Source organism: Streptomyces europaeiscabiei (assembly GCF_001550375.1).
Classification (GTDB): domain Bacteria; phylum Actinomycetota; class Actinomycetes; order Streptomycetales; family Streptomycetaceae; genus Streptomyces; species Streptomyces europaeiscabiei.
Window position 1 is genome coordinate 1 of sequence record NZ_LRTR01000020.1, and the last position, 22,408, is coordinate 22,408.

A 22,408-nucleotide genomic window follows, 5' to 3' on the forward strand; every position below is an offset into this window, starting at 1 on the left:
TCACCGCCGCGCTGCCCCGTGCGCTCGGCACCCTGCGCGACCAGGCCCTCGTGTGGGGCGCCGACGACCGCCTCCGCCTCGTGCGCACGGCCCGTGAGCTGCTCGCCCCCTCGCCGCAGCACCCCTCCCCCACCGGTCTCGGCCCGACCGTCGCGGAGGCCACGGCGGGCATGTCGCCGGGGCGGGTGCAGGAGATCGTGGCGCAGGCCGGTCTGGCGAGCACCCACGACTCGGTGTCGGCCGTCACCGGTCTCAGCGGGCTCTTCACCGACCGTCGCCGCATGGCCGCGCTCCTCGCCTCCGCGCCCCCCGAGTCCCTCGACGTCCTGACCCGCCTGGTGTGGGGTCCGCCGTACGGGCAGGTCACCGCCAAACCGGCGGCCCATCTGCGGTGGCTGCTGGACCGGGGCCTGCTCCTGCCGACCGCCCCCGGCACGGTCGTCATCCCCCGCGAGGTCGCCCTGCATCTGCGGGCGGGACGGGCGCACCGGGAGGTCCAGCCGGTACCGCCGCCCGTCGAGGCGACGGCCGCACACCGTCCACAGGTTGTGGACGCGACGGCGGCCGGCCAGGCGTACACCGCGCTGGCGACCATGGAGGAGCTGCTGAAGGACTGGGACGAGGGCGGGCCGGGCGTCCTGCGCGCGGGCGGGCTCAGCGTGCGGGACCTGAAACGGACCGCCGTGGCCCTCGACCTGCCCGAACCCGCCGCCGCGTTCTGGGTCGAACTCGCCTACGCCGCCGGACTGCTGGCCTCGGACGGCGAGGCCGACGAACGCTACGCCGCCACCCCCGCGTACGACGAGTGGCTGGAGCAGCCCCCCGCCGAGCGCTGGGCACGGCTCGCCACGGCCTGGCTGACGGCGACCCGTACGCCGGGTGTGATCGGTGAGCGGGACGCCAAGGACCGTACGTTGTCGGCGCTGGGCCCGGGGCTTGACCGGTCGGCCGCGCCCGAGGTGCGCCACCGGGTCCTCGCGCTGCTCGCCGGGCTCCCCGAGGGCACCTCTGCCACCCCCGCCTCCGTACTGGCCCGCCTCCACTGGGAACGCCCCACCCGCGGCGCCCAGCAGTCCTCACCGCCCCAGCAGCCACCCGCACCGCACGCGCAGTCGGCGCAGCCGTCCCGTCAGGGCGAGGACCTGCGCGCCCGGATCGCCCGGTGGACGCTCTCCGAGGCCGAGTCGCTCGGCGTCACCGGGCGCGGCGCACGACCACCATCAGCTGGGCCCGCTGCGCCACGGACAGCAGCACCTGCCCGGCGCTGCCCATCTCGACGTGCTGGGTGACGGGCACCTCGGGAAAGCGCTCCCGCAGCGGCTCCAGCGCGGCGGAGAGGGCCTTCCTCTCGTACGGTTCCAGGCCGCCGGCCTCGTCGAGGAGCTTCAGCGAGCCGGGGCTGTACGCGTACAGCGGCGGCAGTGCCCACGCCCGCACCGCGCGCAGGGACGCCCCGCGTGCCGCCGCCGTCTCGAACGCGAACCGCAGGACGTCGGCGCTGTCCTCCGGTGCGCCCTGCTGCCCCACGACGACCTCTCGGCCGGCGGCCTCGCCCGCCGGGCTGTCCTCGGCACGGACGAGCACGACGGGACGCGGCGACTCGACGATCACCTGCTGCCCGACGGAGCCCAGCAGGAAGCCGACCACCGCGCCGTGACCGCGCGAGCCGAGCACCAGCGTCTCGGCGTCCTCGGCGGCGCCGACCAGTTTCTCGACGGGCGGACCCTCCACCAGCTCCGTCGTCACCGCCAGGTCCGGGTGCCGTTCGGAAACGCCCCGCGCCGCCTCCGCGAGCGCCTCCCGGGCCCACCGCACCTGTCCGTCCCGGTCCACACTGATCGCCTCGTGCGGCTCCCACCGCCACGCGTGCATCACCCGCAGCGCCAGGCCCCGGCGTACGGCCTCCCGGCCGGCCCACGCCAGCGCGGCGAGGCTCTCGGGCGTGCCGTCCACTGCGGCGGTGATCGGGCGCGTCGTCATCGGCCACCTCTCTGTAGTCACATGGCTGACACGCCCAGTCTTCACTACCCTCGCCGCATGGCCTTGGAGTGGGAGCAGATCGTGGTGGACTCGGCGGACCCGGTCGCGCTGGGGCGCTGGTGGGCGGAGGCGCTCGGGTGGGTGGTGGTCGACGACTCCCCCGAGGAGTACGAGATCCGTCCGGCCCCGGACCGCCTTCCCGGCCTCCTGTTCGGGCTCGATCCGGGGGCCAAGACCGTCAAGAACCGCCTGCACCTCGACTTCCGCCCCGTCGACCAGGCGGCGGAGGTCACCCGCCTCCTCGCTCTCGGCGCCCGGCACGCGGACGTCGGACAGAGCGGTGACGAGCCATGGGTGGTGCTCGCGGACCCGGAGGGCAACGAGTTCTGCGTACTGGCCGCGCGCAGGAGGTGAGGCCGCTGCCGGGGCCCCGGGGCCGCGCCTGCCGGGAAACCGGGCGAACCCCCACGGCCGAACATACGATGGGCCCATTGGCTAGGGGTGGAGGCGTATGACTCAGGCTGTCGGTGCGGCGCGGAACGTGATCCTCACCGTGGATGACGATCCGGGGGTGTCCCGTGCCGTGGCACGGGACCTGCGGCGCAGATACGGCGAGTCGTACCGGATCGTGCGGGCGGAGTCGGGGCAGTCGGCGCTGGAGGCCCTGCGGGAGCTGAAGCTGCGCGGGGACCAGGTGGCGGTGATCCTGGCCGACTACCGGATGCCGGAGATGAACGGCATCGAGTTCCTAGAACAGGCGCTGGACGTCTATCCGGGGGCGCGGCGCGTCCTGCTCACCGCGTACGCCGACACCGGCGCGGCGATCGACGCGATCAACGTCATCGACCTCGACCACTACCTGCTGAAGCCGTGGGACCCGCCGGAGGAGAAGCTCTATCCGGTCCTGGACGACCTGTTGCAGGCCTGGCGGGCCGCCGACCGTACGTGTGTGGGCACCACGAAGGTGGTCGGGCACCGGTGGTCGGCGCGGTCGTCGGGCGTACGGGAGTTCCTGGCGCGCAACCAGGTGCCGTACCGCTGGTTCTCGTCGGACGAGCCGGAGGGGCGGCGGCTGCTCGCGGCGGCCGGTACGGACGGCGAGCGGCTGCCGCTGGTCGTCACCCCGGACGGTACGCCGCTGGTCGCGCCGGAGGACCCGGAGCTGGCGGAGCGGGTGGGGCTGGCGACGACACCGGCCCAGGACTTCTACGACCTGGTCGTCATCGGCGGCGGACCCGCCGGGCTCGGCGCGGCCGTGTACGGGGCCTCGGAGGGGCTGCGGACGCTGCTCGTCGAAAGGTCGGCCACGGGCGGGCAGGCCGGGCAGAGTTCACGCATCGAGAACTACCTCGGGTTCCCCGACGGGGTGTCCGGCGGCCAGCTCACCGGCCGGGCGCGGCGCCAGGCCACCAAGTTCGGGGCGGAGATCCTCACCGCACGCGAGGTGAGCGGCCTGGAGGTGAACGGTGCGGCGCGGACCATCCGGTTCTCCGACGGTTCGGCGGTCGCCGCGCACAGCGTGATCCTGGCGACCGGCGTGTCGTACCGGCAGCTCGCCGCGCCGGGCTGCGCGGACCTCACCGGCTGCGGTGTGTTCTACGGCTCCGCGCTCACCGAGGCCGCCGGCTGCCAGGGTCACGACGTGTACATCGTGGGCGGCGCCAACTCGGCCGGGCAGGCCGCGATGTACCTGTCCCGTGGCGCCAAGTCGGTCACCCTCCTCGTCCGCGGCGAGTCGCTCACCGCGTCCATGTCGCACTATCTGATCCAGCAGCTCGCCGAGGCGCCGAACGTCTTCGTGCGCCCCGGCACGGTCGTCGACGCCGCGCACGGCACGAACCAGCTGGAGCAGCTGACGCTGAAGGACCTGGCGAGCGGGCGCGAGGAACTCGTCGACGCGCAGTGGCTGTTCGTCTTCATCGGCGCCGAGCCGCACACCGACTGGCTGGAGGGGACCGTCCTCCGCGACGAGCGCGGGTTCATCGTGGCCGGGCCCGACATGACCAGTGACGGGGGTCCGCCGGCGGGCTGGGAGCTGGACCGCCCGCCGTACCACCTGGAGACCAATGTGCCCGGTGTGTTCGTCGCCGGGGACGCGCGGTCGCAGTCCGCGAAGCGGGTCGCGTCCGCGGTGGGAGAGGGAGCGATGGCCGTGATGCTGGTGCACAGGTATCTGGAGCAGTCATGACAACCGTACGGGCGTCGTCGTGAGCGGGCGGCCGTCGCCGTGCGACCGGGCCGAGCTGAGCAGGCTGTTCCTGTTCGAGAAGCTGGACGACGGGCAGTTGGACCGACTCTGCCGTGAGGGCCGGGTGGAGCGGTTCGAGCCCGGCCATGTCTACCGCGAGGGCGAGGCGGCCACCTGCTTCTTCGTGCTCCTGGAGGGCACGCTGGTGATGTCCCGGCAGGTCGGCGACGACGACGTGGAGATCAGCCGCAGCTCCCAGGCCGGCGTGTACGCGGGCGCCTTCCAGGCGTATCTCGGCGACCAGGCGGACCAGGCCCGTTACAAGGGCTCCATGCGGGTCACGGTCCCCTCGCGGTTCTTCGTTCTCCCCGCGGCCTCCTTCGCCCGGATCATGCGCGACTGGTTCCCCATGGCCGTCCATCTGCTGGAGGGCCTGTTCTTCGGCAGTCAGAACACCCAGCGCACGATCGGCCAGCGCGAACGTCTGCTGGCCCTCGGCTCGCTGTCCGCCGGGCTCACCCATGAACTCAACAACCCCGCCGCGGCGGCCGTACGGGCCACCTCCGCGTTGCGGGAGCGGGTGGCCGGGATGCGGCACAAGCTCGGGGTCATCGCCGCCGGGCCGTACAAGCGGGCCATGCTGGAGTCGCTGGTCGATCTGCAGGAGCGGACGGCCGAGCAGGTCGCCAAGGCGACCCCGCTCAGTCCGCTGGAGGCCTCCGACCGGGAGGACGAACTGTCGGACTGGTTCGACGACCACGGCATCGCGGGCGGCTGGCAGCTCGCGCCGAACTTCGTACAGGCCGGGCTCGACACCGACTGGCTGGACCAGGTCGCGGCCGCCGTGGACGAGCACACCCTCGAAGGCGCGGTCCGCTGGCTCAACTACACCGTCGAGACCGAGCTGTTGATGAACGAGATCGAGGACTCCACCACCCGTGTCAGCCGGCTCGTCGACGCGGCCAAGCAGTACTCGCAACTCGATCGTGCCCCGTACCAGAACGCGGACGTCCACGAACTCCTCGACAGCACGCTGCTGATGCTGTCCGGGAAGATCGGCGAGCGGATCGAGGTGGTGAAGGAGTACGACCGCACTCTGCCGCGCATCCCCGCGTATCCGGGTGAGCTGAACCAGGTGTGGACGAACCTGATCGACAACGCGGTCTCCGCGATCAACGACACGGACGGCGCGGGCACACTGACGGTCCGGACGGCGCTGGACCACCGTGATCAGGTGCTCGTGGAGTTCCGCGACACGGGTCCCGGTGTCCCGGCGGACATCCGGGGCCGCATCTTCGACCCCTTCTTCACCACCAAGCCGGTCGGGCAGGGGACCGGGCTCGGCCTCGACATCTCCTGGCGCATCGTCGTCAACAAGCACCACGGGCACATCGAGGTCCACTCCCGCCCCGGCGACACCCGTTTCCAGGTCTTCCTGCCGCTCACGGCACCGGCGGCCGACCTCGACCTCACGCTCGCCGACGACCCCGACCATGCCCCCGAGGAGGCCTCATGACCCTGCCCGCCGGAATCGACCCCGCCGTCCCGCCGAGCGGTGACGGATGCGTGGAGTGCGACGCGGCCGGCGGCTGGTGGTTCCATCTGCGACGCTGCGCCCAGTGTGGACACATCGGCTGCTGCGACTCCTCGCCGGCCCAGCACGCCACGGCCCACGCGGGGGCCACGGGGCACCCCTTCGTGCAGAGCTACGAGCCCGGCGAGTCCTGGTTGTGGAACTACGAGACCTCCGAGATGTACGAGTCGGGGCCCGATCTCGCACCGCCGCTCAGCCATCCCGCCGACCAGCCGGTGCCGGGCCCTGCGGGGCGGGTACCGGAGAATTGGACCGAGGCCCTGCGGTGAGCCGGGCGTGAGGGCCCGGGGGGTCGGTTGCACGGCGGATGCGGGTCCGGTGGGGGCGCAGTTCCCTGCTTCTCAGGGGCGCGGGGAACTGCGCGACCAGCCCCCACCGGACTTGCAGACAAAGCACCACGAAACGGAGTACATGTGTTGATCGGGATCTCCGAGATCCAGGACGCGGCCAGGACCATCGCCGGGCATGTCGTGCGGACGCCGACCGTCCCCAGCCCAGGCCTGTCCGCCCTCCTGGGTGTCCCCGTGACCACGAAGCTGGAGCTGCTGCAGCGGACCGGCTCGTTCAAGGCCCGGGGCGCGACCGCGAAGCTGCTGGCGCTGACGGAGGCCGAGCGGGCAGCCGGGGTCGTGGCGGTCAGCGGCGGGAATCACGGGATCGCGTTGGCGCACATGGCCGCCGCGCTGCACATCAAGGCGACCGTGGTGATGTCGAGGACCGCCCCACAGCGCGCCATCGACCTCGTCGAGGCGGCCGGGGCCTCGCTGCGGCTCACCGACGGGATGGCGGAGGCGTTCGCGCTGACCGAGCGGTTGCGGTCGGAGGGCCTCACCCTCGTCCACCCGTTCGACGACCCGTTGGTGATCGCCGGCCAGGGCACCGTCGGTCTGGAGTTCGCCGAGGACGTCGAGGAGACGGAGCGGTCCGGCGCGCTCACCGACGTGCTCGTCAGTATCGGTGGCGGCGGGCTCGTCGCCGGTGTCGCGGCGGCCTTCGCGGCCCTGCGTCCCGGCGTCCGCGTCTGGGGTGTGGAGACCGTCGGCGCCACGGCCATGACCGGGGCGGTGGCGGCGGGCGGACCCGTGACCGTCCCCCTCTCCTCCATCGTCACCACGCTCAGTGCGCCCTGCGCCTCCCAGCTCACCTACGACCATGTGGCTGCCCTCGTCGAGGACGTCCTGGTGGTCTCCGACGCCGAGGCGGTGCAGGGCGTCCTCGACTTCGCCGAGCACGCCAAGGTGTGGACGGAACCCGCCGCCGGATGCCTGCTGCCCGCGGCCCAGCAGGTGCTGGAGCGGGTCGGCGACGGCGCCCGGCTGGGCCTCGTGGTCTGCGGCGGCAACGCGACCACGGCCGACATCACGGGCTGGGCCGGGCAGTTCGGGCTGCGGTGACCCCGGCCGCCACTGGCGTCCCAGCCGCCCGCAGTCTCCAACAACCCTCCCCTGCACATCACTTGAAGCCGCTCGCCCGGTGCCCGGCATAATGCTCGAATGACCACCCCCACCTCCCCGGCCTCCCCCTCGGGCCCTTCCGCGGCCGAGCGCACCGCGGTCGTCATCGTCGGTGCGGGACCCGCCGGGCTGACCGTCGGCAACGTCCTGCGGGCCGCCTCCGTGGACTGCGTGGTGCTGGAGACCGAGAGCCGGGAGTTCATCGAGCGGCGGCCCCGGGCCGGGTTCCTGGAGGAGTGGGCGGTGCGTGCGCTGGAGCGGCGCGGGCTGGCCGACCGGCTCGTGGAACGGGCCCCGGTGCACACGGAGTTCGAGTTCCGCTTCGCCGGTGAGCGGCGGCGGTTCCCGTACACGGAGATCACCGGACACCACCACTACGTGTATCCGCAGCCGCTGCTGGTGACGGACCTGGTCAGGGAGTACGCGGACGTCCGGGGCGGCGACATCCGCTTCGGCGTGCGCGATGTCGAGCTGCACGACATCGACGGCGAGCGGCCGTCCGTGTCGTACGTGGATCCGGTGACGGGCGGACGACGGCTTCTGCGCTGCGAGTTCATCGCCGGCTGCGACGGCGCGCGCGGTGTCACGCGGTCCGCGCTGCCCGCCGGGCGGGCCACGGTCGCCCGGCACGATCACGGGGTCGGGTGGCTGGCGCTGCTCGCCGAGGCGCCGCCGTCGTCCGACTGCGTGATCCTCGGTGTGCATCCCCGGGGCTTCGCCGGGCACATGGCGCGCAGCCCCGAGGTCACCCGCTACTACCTGGAGGTCCCGGCCGGTGACGACCCGGCGAACTGGCCGGACGAGCGGGTCTGGTCCGAGCTGCACGCCCGGCTGGCCGTACCCGGCACCCGGCCGCTCGCCGAGGGCCCGCTGGTCGAGAAGCGGGTGCTCGACATGCACAACTACGTCACCGAGCCGATGGCGTACGGCCGGCTGTACCTCGCGGGCGACGCGGCGCACCTCGTCGCGCCGATCGCCGCGAAGGGCATGAACCTCGCGCTGCACGACTCCCTGCTCCTCGCGGACGCCCTGATCGCCCACCTGGGCAAGGGCGACGACAGCGGGCTGCACGGCTATTCGCAGGCCTGTCTGCGCAGGGTCTGGCACTACCAGGAGTTCTCGCAGTGGCTGGCGGAGCTGCTGCACGGGCCGTCGTCCGGCGACGCGTTCCGGGCGCGCGCCGCGACCGCCCGACTCCGCCGCGTCCTCGGCTCCCCCGCCGCCGCGTCCACCTTCGCGGAGCTGTTCATCGGCAAGGACACCGACCACTAGGGGCGCGGCACCAGGCACGGAGCCGACCGCCTCAGGGCCCTCGGCCGGCGGTCGTCGGCGGGAGGACCCCGGGTCCGGGCCGGTGTTCCTCAGTGAGCGTGGTGGCAGCAGCCGTCCTGCCGCATCAGCCGGCCCACCTCCAGCCAGTCCTCCTCGGTCCCGGCCGCCTTCGCGCGCCGCGCCGTGGGCCGGTACGCGGCCACCAGCTCCTTGGTGGTGTAGGGGGTTCCACCCCGCAGGACCGACACCGTGCGGACGAGATCGGCAAAGTCCGTGAAGGGGTCGCCGTCGACGACGGTCAGGTCCGCGAGCTTGCCCGTCTCGACCGTGCCGAGGTCGTCGTCGAGGCCGAAGAGCCGGGCCGGGAGGGCGGTCGCGGTGCGCAGGGTCTCGGCCGGTGTGAGCCCGCCGTCGTGCAGGGCGCGCAGGGCGAGGTGGAGGAAGAGGCCCACGGGGCCGAGCGGCTGGTCGGTGCCGAGGGCGATGACGCCGCCGGCGGCGAGGATCCGCCGGTAGATGTCGGTCTCGGTGCGCAGCGCGGCGAGTTGCGCGGGCGTCGGCGGGATTCCCGCGCCCTGCTGTACGAGGGCGGCGTCCCAGGGCGGCATCACGACCGTGACCCGGGGGTCGTCGGCCAGGGACGGATCGGCGCCCATGAGGGGAGCGGCCGTGAAGGGGGTGGCGATGAGGGAGAAGTCCACGCCCTGCCGGGTGTAGATCTCCACCACGTCCTCGTACACCCGCCCGCTCGCGGTGAGGGCGTGGCCGAACTCGGCGCGCTGGGTGGCCTGCAGATGGGTCGTCAGATCCTGCCCGAGCTGGACCCCCGGCGAGAGCAGGTGACCTCCGGTGCGGACACCGAGACGTTCGTGGGCGAAGCGGGCGGCCTCGCTCATCACCCAACCGGGCGCCCGGACATAGGTCTTGACGAAGTCCCAGTCGAGAGCCGCAGCGCGCTCCAAGGAGCGTCGCAGGCCCACCTTCGTCCGATGGGCGCGCCCCATGCTGTACGCGACCCGCGCGCCGTCGAGGAGTTCGCCGGTGGTGAGCAGCCGGGGTCCGGCGAGCCGGCCGGCGTTGACCTCCTCGCGGATGCGGACCTGCTCGTAGGCGAAACCTCCGAGGGAGACTGCGGTGGTGATGCCGTAGGTGAGCTGCCCGGCGGCCTGGCGGCCGCCGTAGGTGCTCTGCCAGGGGTGGGTGTGGGCGTCCCACAGGCCGGGGAGCACGGTGTGCGCGGAGGCGTCGACGCGGCGGAGGGCGGCCCGGCGGTTGCCCCGGTGGGGTTCGACGGCGGTGATGCGGCCGCCGCGTACGACGATGTCGACGTCGTCGCGGACCGTCTCGCCGGTGCCGTCCCACAGGCGTCCGGCGTGGACGACGGTGTCGACGGGCGTGGGCCGGGTGCGGTCGAGCGGCACCCGGACGGTCCGGGCGTGGTCGCCGGAGACGTCGATGAGGCGCAGGCGGGTGCCCGACTGGTAGAGAAGCGTCCTGGAGTCGCCGGACCAGGTGGGGTGGTCGGCGGGTTCGGTGGTGAGGGTGCGCAGCTTCCCGCGTGGGGTGCCGTCCGGGGTCACGGGCAGCAGGCAGAGCGCGGACTCGACGATCACGGCCAGCAGGCGGCCGTCGGGCGACCAGACGGGCCCGGAGTCGTACCGGTCGGCGATCGAGGTGTGCGGCGCGACCGCGTGCAGCCGGTCGGCGCCGGTGGTGGCGTCGACGATCCGGATCAGGTTGTAGCCCTCGCGGAATCGGGCGCCGAGACGGTTGCGATCGCACAGCGCGAGGTACCGGCCGTCGGGCGACCAGCTCGGCCTGCCGGGGATCCCGCCTGCGCCGAGCGGTGCCACGAGGACACGTTCCTCGCCACTGGCCAGGTCCCGTACGACGAGCCGTCCGGCCATGTCGAGGCATGCGAGCCGCTGCCCGTCGGGCGAGAGCACGGGCATGACCCGGCCGCCGGTGGCGAGGGTGGTCTCCTCGCCGGTGGCCGGATCGTGTCGGTACACACCGAGGAGGCCGTCGCGGTCGTCGGCGTAGACGAGGGACTTTCCGTCGTGCGCCCAGGAGGGCGCGAGGAGCCAGCGGGTGGGCGGTGACTTCCGTAGCATCCTCGGCGGACGTCCACCCGAAGTACCGGCCAGCCAGAGTGAGTTGAGGGCGGCGAACGCGATGCTCCGGCCGTCGGGCGACAGCGCGGGAAGATGGATGCCCCGCGCGGGCCGCACGCGTGCCTCCCCGAGGTCGTACTCCTTGATCCGGTAGCGCGGGCGGTCCACCGGGAGCACTCCCTCGAAGGGGATCGCTTCCGGCCGCGCGGGATCGTCGGGGCGTACGAGGGTGAACCGGCCGTCCAGCGTGAGCAGCAGCTCTCCTTCCGTCGTCCAGCGGGGCGGTACGGGTGCGATGTCGCCGTCGACCGGGACGGGCTCTCCGGCGACGACGAGGGTGCAGGAGCCGTTCGGGGCGGCGGTGGTGCGCAGGTACGCGAGGCGGCCGTCGGGGGCGAGGGCCGGGGTCATGACCTGGGCGGCGGCGGTCTCGGTGTGCTCGACGGTCACCGGTCCGGTGCCGTCGGCGGCCACGGCGGCGATGGTGCGGGACTCGACGGACGGGGTGGTGCCCGTGGTGACGACCCTGGCGCGCACGAACAGCAGCCGGGTGCCGTCCGGCGACCAGGTGGGGTCGAAGTCCTCCCACGTGCCGTCCTGGAGAGGGCCGGACTGGCCAGGGAGGCCGGTGACGCGGGTGACGTCGCCTGAGCCGAGGTCCAGGACGTGGACGCGACAGGGGCATCCGTTGACGGGGCTGCCGGGGTCGCCGCCGCGTTCGGAGCCGAAGGCGAGCCGGGTGCCGTCGGGCGACCAGGCCGGGGCACGGTCGTCCCAGGGGCCGTCGGTGCGCTGCTCCAGCTCCGTGCCGTCGGGGCGCATGGTCCAGAGGTGGAAACCGCCGCCCTGGTAGGCGCAGAAGGCGATGAGGTCGCCGGCCGGGGAGTACGTGGGCCGGTTGGGTTCGAGGCCGGCCGGAGTGAGGGGGACCGCCTTGCCGCCGCCGCGCGGCAGGGACCACAGGCCGCTCTGGATCTCGGCGATCAGCGTGTCGCCGCCGGTGGCGAGCGTCGCCGAGCCGTTGGTGGCCCGGGTGAAGGTGAGGGAGAGGCCGGTGCCGAGGGCGCCGGACCGGGCGACGGCGGGGGCGGCCGCTCCGACGGTGCCGAGGACCGCGGCGGCTCCGGTGGCCCCGGTGGCGGAGAGGAGTTGACGGCGGGTCAGGGGCGGTGTGCGGTGACTCTGGTCACGGTCCATGACACCGCACGCTTGCGCACCCCACGGCCCACGAGCAACACCGCCATTCACGCCATCGGGGATGTCACCCGCCGGTGTGACGGCGGCCGGTAGTGCTCGTCGGCGTGACGGAGTCGGTGTCGCTCCCCGGCGCGACGACGGCCCGATGGCAGCCCCCGCCGTGACCGCGCCCGGTGTCAGTCGTCGGCGTGCCGGCGGCGGATCCACGTGGGCAGCACGAACCAGCACAGCAGGTACCAGAGGAGCACGCAGCCCACCAGCCAGGGCACGAACTCGTCGTGCGTGGCCACGCGCAGGACCAGCAGCAGCGCCGCCGTCATCGTGGCGAGGAGCAGGATCAGACCCACGACGGTCAGCCGTGCGGCCCACTGCACAGCGGCGGGCTTGATGCGGCGTCCGGCGACGATCCGGTGGAAGGAGACGGGCCCGATGAGGGCACCGGTGGCGGCGGCGCCGAGGACGACGGTGACGATGTAGATGGTCTTCTCGGTCTGCGGCAGCTCCTCGTAGCGCGGGGTGAACACGACGGTGAGAAGGAAGCCGAACAGGATCTGCACACCGGTCTGGGCGACCCGCACCTCCTGGATGAGTTCGCTCCAGCGGCGGTCGGCGCGCTCGTCCTCGGTCTCGTCCCGGCCTCGGTCCCGGTCGCCCTGCACCTCAGTCACGCATCCTCCCGGCGGGGTCGATGTTCCCTTCCCTCAATGGCGCAGTGCCCCCGATCGCCAAGCACACACCCCCTTGTTTCACTCTCACGAGTGAATCCAGTTGGCGTATCGGTCACTTGTGTTAATTTCCGGCCTAGCGTGGCTGCGGTGACCGACTCCTCAGAAGCGTCCCGCCGCGGTTTCCTCCTCGGCGCCGCCGCGCTCGCCCTCACCCCCCAGTTCGTCCGCCAGGACCCGGCCGCCGCCGCGGCCGACCTGCCCGGCTTCCCGGCGGACGTCGAGCTGTACAGGTCGGCGTATCGCAACTGGGGCGGGGAGATCACCGCGTCCGGACTGTGGGCGTGCGCGCCCGCCGACGCGGACCAGGTGGTGGCGGTCGTCAACTGGGCCCGGCGGCAGGGCTGGACGGTCCGGGCGCGCGGCCTCTCCCACGGCTGGTCCCCGCTCACCATCACCCCCGGCACCGACCCCGGCGCACCGGTGATGCTCGTCGACACGACCGCCCACCTCACGGGTATGACGCTGGAGTCCACCGGCCCGGCCGCCGTCCGTGTGGGCTCCGGCGCCACGCTGGAAGGGCTGCTGACCTTTCTGGAGGGCCACGGCCTCGGGGTGACGGCCTGCCCGGCGCCCGGGGACCTCTCGATCGGCGGCGCCCTCGCCGTCGACGCCCACGGCACGGCCGTACCGGCGGCCGGGGAGACGCGGCTGCCCGGTCACACGTACGGCTCGCTCAGCAATCTCGTGCTGTCGCTGACGGCGGTGGTGTGGGACGCCGACAGCGACGCGTACGTGCTGCGGACGTTCACGCGGGACGACGCGGACGGTGCCGCGCTGCTCACCCATGCCGGGCGGGCGCTGGTCACCGAGTTCGTGCTGCGGGCGGGGGCGAACAGCAGTCTGCGCTGCCTGAGCCGGACCGACATCCCCGCCGGGGAACTGTTCGCCCCGCCGGGCGGCGACGGGCGTACCTTCGCGAGCTTCCTGGACGAGGCGGGACGGCTGGAGGCGATCTGGTTCGCGTTCACCGAGTTCCCCTGGTTCAAGGTGTGGAGTGTCGAGCCGACCCGCCCGCTCACCTCCCGGCGTGTGACGTCGCCGTACAACTACCCCTTCTCGGACAACGTGCCGACCGTCGTCGCCGACCTCGTCGGGCGGATGGTGTCCGACGCCGCCTGGTATCTGGCTCCGGTGCTGGGCGACGCCCAGCTGACCACGGCCTCGCTGGGACTGACGACCACGCTGTCGGCGGACATCTGGGGCCCGTCGAAGAACACGCTGCTGTATGTGAAGCCGACGACGCTGCGGGTGACGGCGAACGGGTACGCGGTCCTCACCTCACGGGACCAGGTGCAGCGTGTGGTCTCCGAGTTCGCCGCGTTCTACCGGGAGCGGCTCACCGCGTACGCGGCGCGGGGGCGCTTCCCGGTGAACGGCTCGGTGGAGATCCGGGTGACCGGTCTCGACGACCCGGCGGACATCGGGGTGACCGGGGCGCGTGCCCCGCTGCTGTCGGCGCTGCGGCCGCGCGCCGACCGGCCCGAGTGGGACACGGCCGTGTGGCTGGACGTGCTGACGCTGCCGGGGACACCGGACGCCGAGGCGTTCTTCCGGGAGCTGGAGCGGTTCCTGCTCACGACGTACGACGGCGGCCACGCCCTCACCCGGGTCGAGTGGTCCAAGGGCTGGGGTTACACGGACGAGGCCGCCTGGAGCGACGAGGAGGTGCTCGGCACCGTCGTACCGGAGTCCTTCGACGACGGTGAGGGGCCGGGCTGGGACGGCGCGGTGGAGATCCTGGACCGGCTCGATCCGCACCGGGTGTACGGGAACAGCTTCCTCGACCGGCTGTTCCCGTAGGCGAATCCGGCGCCCGGCTCCTGTCGGCGGATCCCGCTCCCGGCCACAGACACCTCGTCCTCCGGCCGGGGCCTCACATCCGGCCTCACACCTTGCGCCAGCGGGCCATGGCGAAGGAGAACAGCCCGAACAGCATCAGCCCGGCAGCCACGCAAGCCAGGAGCGCCGGACCGGCTGGGGCCTCGGCGAAGGAGCGGAGGGTGTCGTCGAGGCCCTTGGCCCGGTCCGGTTCGTACGCGATCGCGGCGCGGACCGCGAAGACACCCGCCATGGCGAACACCAGGCCGCGCGCGGCCCCGCCGCCCACGCCGGTCACGTCGACGAGTCGACGGGTGCGCCGGGACATCTCACCGAGCCGCAGGTGCTTGTGGTACGAGCGCATCACGGCCCGTACGCCGATCCACACGCCGGCGCCGATCACGCCGACGCCCGCCGCGCCCACGAGCCACTGGCCGCCGGGGAGTTCGAGGGCCCGTGCCGTCACGTCCCGGGACTGCTCGTCGCTGGAACCGCCGCCGCTGCCCTCACCGGCCGCGAAGGTCAGCACCGAGTAGGCGACGAAGGCGTAGAAGACGAAGCGCGCGGCGGACGCGAGCCTCTTGGTCCACTTGCGGCCGTCCGGACCCGCCGCGCCGAACACGGCCTCCGACAGCCGCCACAGCGCCATGCCCACCAGGCCGGTGCCCAGGGCCCACAGCATCACGGAGCCCAGCGGCTTCTCGGCGATCTCGGCCAGCGCGCCCTGGCGGTCCGCCTGCTCCGAGCTTCCGCCGAAGGCGATCTGCAGGGCCAGTGCCCCGACCAGCAGATAGATCACGCCGCGTGCGGTCAGCCCGGCTCGCGCCGCGCCCTCCGTCACCGAACCCCGCGCGGCCCGCCCGCGCCCCACCCCCAGAGTCGTCATCAGCCGCGCCCCTCCCGCCCCTCGACCCGCATCTGGAGCTGAACTTCCTGGTCACCGGCGTCCACGCCCACCTGGCGGACGCTGTACGCCTCCTCCAGGGCCTCCCGCAGCAGTCGTACGGCGGGCGGGCTGCCCTGCACCTCGACGGTGACGGGCGCGGAGGGCGGCTCGGGGTGTTCCCCCATGCCGGAGGACACGGCGGCGGCCGTGTCGTACATGCCGGTCCACATCGTCGGCCGGTCGGTGCCGGTCTCGTGCGGAGGGTCGTCGGAACGCCGGTCCGTCTCGAAGTGGGCGCGCAGACAGGCGAAGACACGTTCGGCGTCCTGGGCCGAGCAGTCGCAGAGCACGACCTCGACCTGGGACACGGGCAGACTGGGCAAGGTCACGAGCCTTCTCCCTCGTGTGAGCGACAGGTGCGGGTACCCCGGGTACCCCCATGGTGTGCCCGAAACGAGGTTCTCGCAGGTCGCGTGAGAGGACGCCCCGCCTACGGCACCGCCCGCCCGGCCCCCGCCCCACGGCCCGGGGTGTGAGTCGATCCGCCCGGGGGCGCACGGGCCGTGGGCTATGTTTTGTGCTCGTGGGAGACGAAGGAGGCGCGCGGGTGCCATCGCCGCAGCAGGCACGTGCGCAGGCATCAGCGATCACGTCCGGGCGGACGGCCCCGGAGACCGAGCAGTCGCCCACGTCCCGGCTCAGGGAACTGTTCGACGGCCCCCGGCTCTCCCCCGGGCAGCGGCGGATCGCCCAGTACCTGATCGAGCACATCACCGAGGCCGCGTTCCTGTCGATCACGGATCTCGCGGAGCGGGTCGGGGTGAGCCAGCCCTCGGTGACCCGGTTCGCCGCGGCCGTCGGCTTCAGCGGCTACCCCGCACTGCGCGAGCGGCTCCAGTCCATCGCGCTCGCCACCCTCGGCAGCGCCCCGGGCATCTCCGCGGCGGACCGCAGCAACGAACTGCAGGCCGCCGTGGACGCCGAGATCGAGAACCTGGAGAACCTGCGGCGCGACTTCGCCGACCCCGACCAGGTGATCGAGGTCGGTCGCGCCCTGTCCCACTCGGCACCCCTGACCGTGCTGGGCCTGCGGATCTCCGGCGCGCTCGCCGAGTACTTCGCGTACGCCGCCCGCCGTATCCACCCCGATGTCCGGCTGGTGACGAAGGGCGGCACGGTCGCCTACGACGCCCTGCTGCAGTCCCGGGAGGCGGGCGGCACATGGGTGCTGGCGTTCTCCATGCCCCGGCACGCGCACGAGACGCTGACCGCGCTGCGCGTCGCGCACGGTGCCGGACTGAAAGTGGCCCTGGTCACCGACCTGGCGCTCGGGCCGCTCGCGGACGAGGCCGACGCCGTCTTCGCCACCGGCACCGGCTCACGCCTGGTCTTCGACTCCTACGCCGCCCCCGTGATGATGTCCTCCGCCCTGCTCCAGGCCATGACCGATGCCGACCCCGAGCGCACCCAGGCCCGGCTGGAGGCGTACGAGCAGGTCTCCGAGCAGCATCAGTTCTTCCTCAGGGACTGATCCCGTTCTCCCCACATGCCAGGACAGCGGCGGATCCTTCCCCTCTTTCCCGGCATGAATTTTTCCATGTCCTTGCAAACTCGTCGGTATATATAAATACTGCTCGCGGATCGTGACCCGGGGAACTCCGGATCACGTCGTCCACCCGGGTCCGTCCGCTCCTACCCGCCACGGCGCCCCGGGGGAGGCGGCCCCGGCCATCCCCTATGCCGGGGCCGCCCACACTCCACCACCCCGCTGTACCCAATGGCGTCGATGCAAGACCGGAGCGTTGAACATGGCCCTCACCTCCTCGCCCATCCGCACGGACTGGCCGTGTCAGGTCAAGACACCCGGCAGTTACGACTGGGAGAGGTCCGCGGCCAAGTGGCTGCGTGAGCTGGTGCCGGCCCGATACGGCAGCTACCCGGCGATGATGCGCCATCCCGTACTGCTCGCCCGCCACGCCCAGATCCAGGTCCAGCACGAGATCCGGGTCGCCCGCACCGCCCTGCAGACCGCCCGCTCGGAGCTGCCCAGCCTCGGCATGTCCGAGTCGGTCATCGAGCACACCATCAAGATGTACGCCGCGGAGGTCATGCAGCTGAACCACATGGCCCGCTCCATCCGGGCCGTCAGCCGGGCCCTCGTGGACCACCAGCTCGCCCGCGCCTCGCACTGACCCGGCCGCGCTCCCCGCGCGCCGCGGTACACGGCGCCCCGGAAGGGAAGACGATGGGCAGGGCACAGGCCGGGCACACCGCCCGGCCCGACTGAGGGGCGGGACCGATGGATTCCTGGACATGGGCCGTGATCGTCGCGATCGTGCTGATCGCGGCCGCCGTCCTCGGAGTGGCCGTCCGGCTGCTCCTACGGCTGGTACGCACCCGACGCGAACTGAGCCGGGCCGGGCTCCCCACCGGCCCCAAGTGGGTGTTCTGGGGCGCCGTCCTCTACCTCGTCCTCCCGACCGACCTCGTGCCGGACCCGGTCTACCTGGACGACATCGGCGTCCTCCTCCTGGCCCTGAGGACGATGCGCTCCGGCCGCCAGGACGCCCTGGCCACCGAGCGGCAGGAAGGCACGGGAACCGCCCTGCGGGGGTGAGACGTTGTCGGACCGACGGTCACTGCGACGGACGGCACCGATGAGCGAGCTGGTATCCGGGGGCAATCTCCCCCTGCCTGGCGGCACCCTGACGATCAGGGTGCCGGGCCCCTTCGACGTGTCGGCCCTCGTCACCGACGACACGGGCAGGGTCCGCGGCGACGCCGACTTCGTCTTCTACAACCAGCCGACGGCACCGGGCACCCGCCTGAGGGGCGAGACCCTGACGGTGGACCCGTCCTTCCTTCGGCCCGGCGCCACCCGCCTCACCCTCGCTGTCAGCCCGGCCGACCCGGCCACACCGTTGGGCCACCTGCCCGCCCCGACGTTGCTCGTCACAGGCCCCGACGGCCGCACGATCGCCCGCTTCACCCCGCCGAGGCCCGCGCGCGAGACCGTACTGCTATTGGCGGAGCTGTACCGCAAGGGGCCCGGCTGGAAGCTACGAGCACTGGGGCAGGGTTACGCGGACGGGTTGGCGGGGGTCGCGAGGGACTTCGGTGTGGATGTGCTGGAGGACGCGGCCACGCATGCGCCCGCACCGGGATCCCGGTCGGCATCAGCGCCCCGAACGGGGCGCGGGGCCGTGACATGTGCGGCTCCGCCGCGTGGGCACGACCAGCCCCCACCGGTCCGCACGGTACACACGACCCCGTCGACACCCACCCCCGACGGCTTCCTCGGTCTGGTCAACTCCACCCGTGCCGCCGCGGGTTCCCCACCCGTCTCCCTCAACGCCCACCTGTCCGCCGCGGCCCGGTCCCACGCCACCGCGATGGCCGCCCAGGGCCGACTCGCCCCGGAAGGCGAGGACGGCGTCTCCGTCTACCAACGCGTCACCGCCACCGGCTACACCTACCTGACCATCGGCGAACACCTGGTCTCCGGTCCCCGCACCCCCGCCGAGTTCGTGGACTACTGCCTCTCCACCGAACAGGCCAGGCGGACTCTCAACGAACCGGCGTACAGCGAGACGGGCCTGGCGCACATCACCGATCCCCGCTCGGGAACCGAGTTCTGGACGGCGCTCTGGGCCGGCCCCTTCTCCCCCGCCGGCCTCCGGCAGACCGCCACCGAAGTCATCACCCTCACCAACGCCGAACGAACCGCCGCCGGCCTCCCCCCTCTCTCCCCCGACCCCCTCCTCACGAACGCCGCCCAGGCGCACAGCGCCGACATGGTGGCGCGGGCCTTCTACGCGCACACCTCCCCCGACGGCAGCGAACCCTGGCACCGCGCTGCGGCGGCCGGCTCCACCCGGCGGTCCATCGGGGAGAACATCGCGTGCGGCCAGCGTTCCGCCGCCGAGGTCGTGCGCGGCTGGATGGACAGCCCCGGGCACAGGGCGAACATCCTCAAACCGGGCTTCACCCATATAGGTGTCGGCTTCGCCGGCGGCGGCGCGGCCGGCACGTACTGGACCCAGCTCTTCGGCGGCTGAAACCGATCCGCCGCGACTGTCCCTCTTTCGAGTCGCTCAACTCGCCCCCGCACCGGGCTACTTGATTCTCCGTGATCACTCGACTCCAATGCACCTGTCGATGACGGACAAGCGACGGGAGACGAATCAGATGGTTTCGAGAACGGTGGGCACCGGCGTGGCCACGCTGGGCGCGGTCGTGTTGTCCCTCCTGACGGTGCCCGCCCACGCGGCCCCGCAGGCGGGGCCCGACACGACCGGGCTGCGAAAACTGCTGCGCACGGCGCTGTCGCAGGGAGCTCCGGGCGCGTTCGCGAGGATCGACGACAACGGCACGGTGCATCATCTGGCGGAAGGTGTCGCGGACCGGTCCACCAAGCGGGCCCTCGGCACCGGGGACCGTATCCGCGTCGGCAGCGTCACCAAGACGTTCACCGCGGTGGTCCTGCTGCAGCTGGTCGACGAGGGAAAGATCAAGCTCGACACCTCGGTCGACACCTATCTGCCGGGGCTGCTGCCCGACAAGCGGATCACCGTGCGTCATGTGCTCAGCCACCGCAGCGGGCTGTACGACTACGCCAACACCCTCTTCTCCCCCAGCGTGTCGGGCTTCGAGAAGGTACGGAACAAGGTCTACACCTACCGTCAGCTGATGGACCTGTCGCTGGCCGAGCCGCTCACCAACAAGCCGGGCGCGGTCTACTCGTACTCGAACGCCAACTTCGTGGTCGCGGGCATGCTCATCGAGAAGGTCACCAAGAAGTCGGTGGCCACCGCGTACCAGAACCGTGTCATCAAGCCGCTGAAGCTCGACGACACGTTCTACGTCCACCCGAAGAACACGATCCCCGGCAAGTACTCCCGCGGCTACATGACCGCCGACTCCACCGGACGGAAGATCGACTCGACGCAGCAGACGACGTCGTGGGCGCAGAGCGCGGGTGCCCTGGTGTCCAGTGCCAAGGACCTGAACAAGTTCATGTCCGCGCTGGTGCGGGGGAAGCTCACCTCGGCCGCACAGCTGAAGCAGATGCTGAAGTGGACGCCGGTGAACAGCACCCAGGCGTACGGGCTGGGGCTGCGCCGGCGTGATCTGTCGTGCGGGGTCTCGGTGTACGGGCACACGGGAACGGTGCAGGGCTACTACACCTGGGCGTTCACGTCGAAGAGCGGCAAGCGCAGTGTGACGTCGTTCGCCAACACGTCCAACAACGGCACGGTGTACGCGACCGTGAACCGCACGCTGGAGTCCACGTTCTGCAGCTGACGGCTGACGGCCGGTCCGCACCCCGCACCCGCGTCTCAGCCCGCCCGGACCTCGGTGCGAGAGCTGTTCCGGCGCGGGAGTCGGTGGGCCGGGCGGGTGGGAAACCGGTCATCGGCGGCTGATGCTGTCGCCGCCGTGGGCCCGGCCGAGGGTGTGGAGGTGTTCCAGGGCGTCGAGGACGACGGTCCGGTCGTACCAGGACAGCCACTCGCCGGCTTCGGCGCCCACGACGGTCAACGCCTTGAGCTGGGCGCGTGTCAGACCCCGCAGCGGGCGTTCGAGGTGGGCCGACACCATGCCGACGCACCGCCCGGAGGAGGTGGTCAGCGGCACGCTGTGGCAGGCTCGGCTGCCCGCGTGCAGGATCGCCGCGCGGGCGTCCTCGCTGAACACCGGGTCCGTCGCCACGTCCTGGACGGTCACCTGGGCGACGTCCCGTGCGGCCTTGGCGCAGGACGTGCCCTCCTCACCGACGTACGCGAAGAAGTCGACGAAGTCCTCCGTGTGTCCCGTGTGCCGCTCGATGCGCAGTCCGCCTTCGGCCCGGTCGACGATCTGCACGTTGCCCATGTCGGTGCCGACGACGGAGAGGGCCTGGCTGAGCACGGCGGTCAGGACCTCGCTCCGGTTGCCGCGTCCGACACGGCGGTTGCGTGCCTCCTCGAAGCTGAGCGTCGGCATCGCGTGCCGCGCCCGGCCGGGAAACCACAGGGCGCTCAGGCCGTCCGGACGCGGCACGCTCACCGCCGCCTCGGCCAGGGTGCGCAGCTTGACGTTGTACTGCTGCGAGGCCCGCTGGAGCAGCGCGAACGCGGTCTCGGCGTCCGGCAGGGCATAGCGCTCCCGCAGCATGCCCTGGGCCTGGGCGACCAGCGGCCGGCCCTCCGTCCGGTTGCGCAACTGCCGTACCTCCGCGCGCAGCCGCGTCAGTTCCTCCCGCACCGCCTCGCCCTCGTCGTGGGGCTCCGACCAGGACCTCTCTCTCATCCGGCACCTTCCGCCTCGCTCGCTCCGACCGACAGCACGGCTCGTCTGCCCGGTCTCGGCCCGAGTACGCCGGAAACGCCGGATCGGGGCTACCGTCGTCCGCATGCCTGTGACCTTCGACGACCTGCTGCATCGGGCCGCCTCCCTGGCCCGCCCCGGCCGCCGGGCCCTTCTCGGTGTCGCCGGGAGCCCCGGTGCGGGGAAGACCACCCTGGCCGAGCGGCTGACCCGTGGCCTCAACGGCGACGGCGAGCCCTGGGTCGCCCATGTGCCCATGGACGGCTTCCACCTCGCCGACGTGGAACTCCACCGCCTCGGCCGCCGGGACAGGAAGGGCGCGCCGGACACGTTCGACGCTGCGGGCTACGCGGCCCTGCTGGAGAGGCTGCGCGGCGACGAGGACGACGTCGTGTACGCACCGGGATTCGAACGCACTCTGGAGCAGCCCATCGCCGGCTCGATCCCGGTCCCGGCCACCGCCCGTCTGGTCGTCACGGAGGGGAACTACCTCCTCCTGGACCACGAGCCCTGGACCCGCGTCCGCTCCCACCTCGACGAGGTCTGGTTCTGCGACCTCGACGAGACCGAGCGGGTACGCCGCCTCGTCGCCCGCCACGAGGAGTTCGGCAAGGGGCACGAAGAGGCGGTCGCCTGGGTCCTCGGCACGGACCGGCGCAACGCCGGCCTGGTGGCGGCGAGCAGGTGTCGCGCGGACCTGGTGGTGCCGGCGTCGGCGATGCCGACGGTTCAGGCGTGGACATGAAGCAGCCCGACGTCGTCAGGAACGTCGGGCTGCTGGTGTGAGGCCGCTCTTCAGGCGCTGAGCGTCAGGGTCGGTTCGCCCCGCTCGTCGCCCGCCGGGTCACCGATCACGGATCAATCCTTC

Annotated in this window: 19 protein-coding genes and 1 pseudogene; 14 read left to right on the forward strand and 6 right to left on the reverse strand. The window is 72.5% G+C overall.

From position 1 onward, the window contains the following. A pseudogene (locus AWZ10_RS00710) lies at positions 1-1,247 on the forward strand (DNA-binding protein); the annotation flags it as partial. Here AWZ10_RS00710 and AWZ10_RS00715 read toward each other — a convergent pair. Beyond that, entirely contained in the window at positions 1,195-1,980 is a 786-nt protein-coding gene (locus AWZ10_RS00715; protein WP_079104271.1) for a universal stress protein, read from the reverse strand. The pseudogene AWZ10_RS00710 and the gene AWZ10_RS00715 sit on opposite strands and share 53 nt — an antisense overlap. 57 nt (positions 1,981-2,037) lie before the next feature. On the opposite strand from AWZ10_RS00715, the gene AWZ10_RS00720 reads away from it, so the two are divergent. The 6 genes from AWZ10_RS00720 (at position 2,038) to AWZ10_RS00745 (ending at position 8,488) form a co-directional block, all read left to right on the forward strand. After that, positions 2,038-2,394, forward strand: a complete 357-nt coding sequence (locus tag AWZ10_RS00720) for a VOC family protein (RefSeq protein WP_060890174.1) — start codon at positions 2,038-2,040, stop codon at positions 2,392-2,394. A 97-nt stretch (positions 2,395-2,491) separates the two neighbouring features. Continuing rightward, positions 2,492-4,168: an NAD(P)/FAD-dependent oxidoreductase gene (locus AWZ10_RS00725; RefSeq protein ID WP_060890175.1), complete on the forward strand. Its 1,677-nt coding sequence runs from the start codon at positions 2,492-2,494 to the stop codon at positions 4,166-4,168. 19 nt (positions 4,169-4,187) lie between these two features. Further along, positions 4,188-5,684, forward strand: a complete 1,497-nt coding sequence (locus AWZ10_RS00730; protein WP_060890176.1) for an ATP-binding protein — start codon at positions 4,188-4,190, stop codon at positions 5,682-5,684. Further along, the gene (locus AWZ10_RS00735) at positions 5,681-6,031 is read left to right on the forward strand and encodes a UBP-type zinc finger domain-containing protein (RefSeq protein WP_046706770.1); all 351 of its coding nucleotides are present in this window, start codon (positions 5,681-5,683) and stop codon (positions 6,029-6,031) included. Before AWZ10_RS00730 ends, AWZ10_RS00735 begins: the two co-directional genes overlap by 4 nt. Before the next feature lie 147 nt (positions 6,032-6,178). Next, a complete protein-coding gene (locus tag AWZ10_RS00740; RefSeq protein WP_046706787.1) occupies positions 6,179-7,156 on the forward strand; it encodes a pyridoxal-phosphate dependent enzyme in 978 nt (325 codons plus the stop codon). A 99-nt stretch (positions 7,157-7,255) separates the two neighbouring features. Further along, on the forward strand, positions 7,256-8,488 hold the full coding sequence (locus AWZ10_RS00745; RefSeq protein ID WP_046706769.1) for a 4-hydroxybenzoate 3-monooxygenase: 1,233 nt from the start codon (positions 7,256-7,258) through the stop codon (positions 8,486-8,488). Positions 8,489-8,577: 89 nt separating this feature from the next. Here the strand turns inward: AWZ10_RS00745 and AWZ10_RS00750 are convergent, their stop codons facing one another. Next, complete coding sequence (locus AWZ10_RS00750; protein WP_060890177.1) at positions 8,578-11,799, reverse strand: amidohydrolase family protein; 3,222 nt, start codon at positions 11,797-11,799, stop codon at positions 8,578-8,580. Positions 11,800-11,975: 176 nt separating this feature from the next. After that, complete coding sequence (locus tag AWZ10_RS00755) at positions 11,976-12,467, reverse strand: DUF6328 family protein (RefSeq protein WP_046706767.1); 492 nt, start codon at positions 12,465-12,467, stop codon at positions 11,976-11,978. 147 nt (positions 12,468-12,614) lie between these two features. Between AWZ10_RS00755 and AWZ10_RS00760 the strand changes: the two genes are divergently transcribed. Further along, positions 12,615-14,327: a cholesterol oxidase substrate-binding domain-containing protein gene (locus AWZ10_RS00760; RefSeq protein ID WP_046706766.1), complete on the forward strand. Its 1,713-nt coding sequence runs from the start codon at positions 12,615-12,617 to the stop codon at positions 14,325-14,327. Between the two features lie 85 nt (positions 14,328-14,412). Here the strand turns inward: AWZ10_RS00760 and AWZ10_RS00765 are convergent, their stop codons facing one another. Next, complete coding sequence (locus AWZ10_RS00765; protein WP_060890178.1) at positions 14,413-15,231, reverse strand: DUF1206 domain-containing protein; 819 nt, start codon at positions 15,229-15,231, stop codon at positions 14,413-14,415. Next, a complete protein-coding gene (locus AWZ10_RS00770) occupies positions 15,231-15,620 on the reverse strand; it encodes a hypothetical protein (protein WP_060890179.1) in 390 nt (129 codons plus the stop codon). The genes AWZ10_RS00765 and AWZ10_RS00770 overlap by 1 nt, the downstream gene beginning before the upstream one ends. Before the next feature lie 218 nt (positions 15,621-15,838). On the opposite strand from AWZ10_RS00770, the gene AWZ10_RS00775 reads away from it, so the two are divergent. From AWZ10_RS00775 to AWZ10_RS00795, 5 genes are all read left to right on the forward strand, one after another. Beyond that, the gene (locus tag AWZ10_RS00775; RefSeq protein ID WP_060890180.1) at positions 15,839-16,762 is read left to right on the forward strand and encodes a MurR/RpiR family transcriptional regulator; all 924 of its coding nucleotides are present in this window, start codon (positions 15,839-15,841) and stop codon (positions 16,760-16,762) included. A 277-nt stretch (positions 16,763-17,039) separates the two neighbouring features. Next, complete coding sequence (locus AWZ10_RS00780) at positions 17,040-17,423, forward strand: hypothetical protein (protein ID WP_037698395.1); 384 nt, start codon at positions 17,040-17,042, stop codon at positions 17,421-17,423. 107 nt (positions 17,424-17,530) lie between these two features. Beyond that, positions 17,531-17,848, forward strand: a complete 318-nt coding sequence (locus tag AWZ10_RS00785) for a DUF1232 domain-containing protein (protein ID WP_046710090.1) — start codon at positions 17,531-17,533, stop codon at positions 17,846-17,848. Positions 17,849-17,888: 40 nt separating this feature from the next. Then, positions 17,889-19,289 carry a CAP domain-containing protein gene (locus AWZ10_RS00790; protein WP_060890181.1) on the forward strand — a complete coding sequence of 467 codons (1,401 nt, stop codon included), beginning with the start codon at positions 17,889-17,891 and terminating at the stop codon, positions 19,287-19,289. 130 nt (positions 19,290-19,419) lie between these two features. Then, on the forward strand, positions 19,420-20,535 hold the full coding sequence (locus AWZ10_RS00795; protein WP_060890187.1) for a serine hydrolase domain-containing protein: 1,116 nt from the start codon (positions 19,420-19,422) through the stop codon (positions 20,533-20,535). A 108-nt stretch (positions 20,536-20,643) separates the two neighbouring features. On the opposite strand, the gene AWZ10_RS00800 is transcribed toward AWZ10_RS00795, so the two are convergent. Further along, positions 20,644-21,522, reverse strand: coding sequence for an ANTAR domain-containing protein (locus tag AWZ10_RS00800; RefSeq protein ID WP_060890182.1), 879 nt, complete (start codon positions 21,520-21,522; stop codon positions 20,644-20,646). A 103-nt stretch (positions 21,523-21,625) separates the two neighbouring features. Here AWZ10_RS00800 and AWZ10_RS00805 point away from each other — a divergent pair, with 103 nt between their 5' ends. Then, positions 21,626-22,285, forward strand: coding sequence for a nucleoside/nucleotide kinase family protein (locus AWZ10_RS00805; RefSeq protein ID WP_060890183.1), 660 nt, complete (start codon positions 21,626-21,628; stop codon positions 22,283-22,285). Positions 22,286-22,408 lie beyond the last annotated feature (123 nt).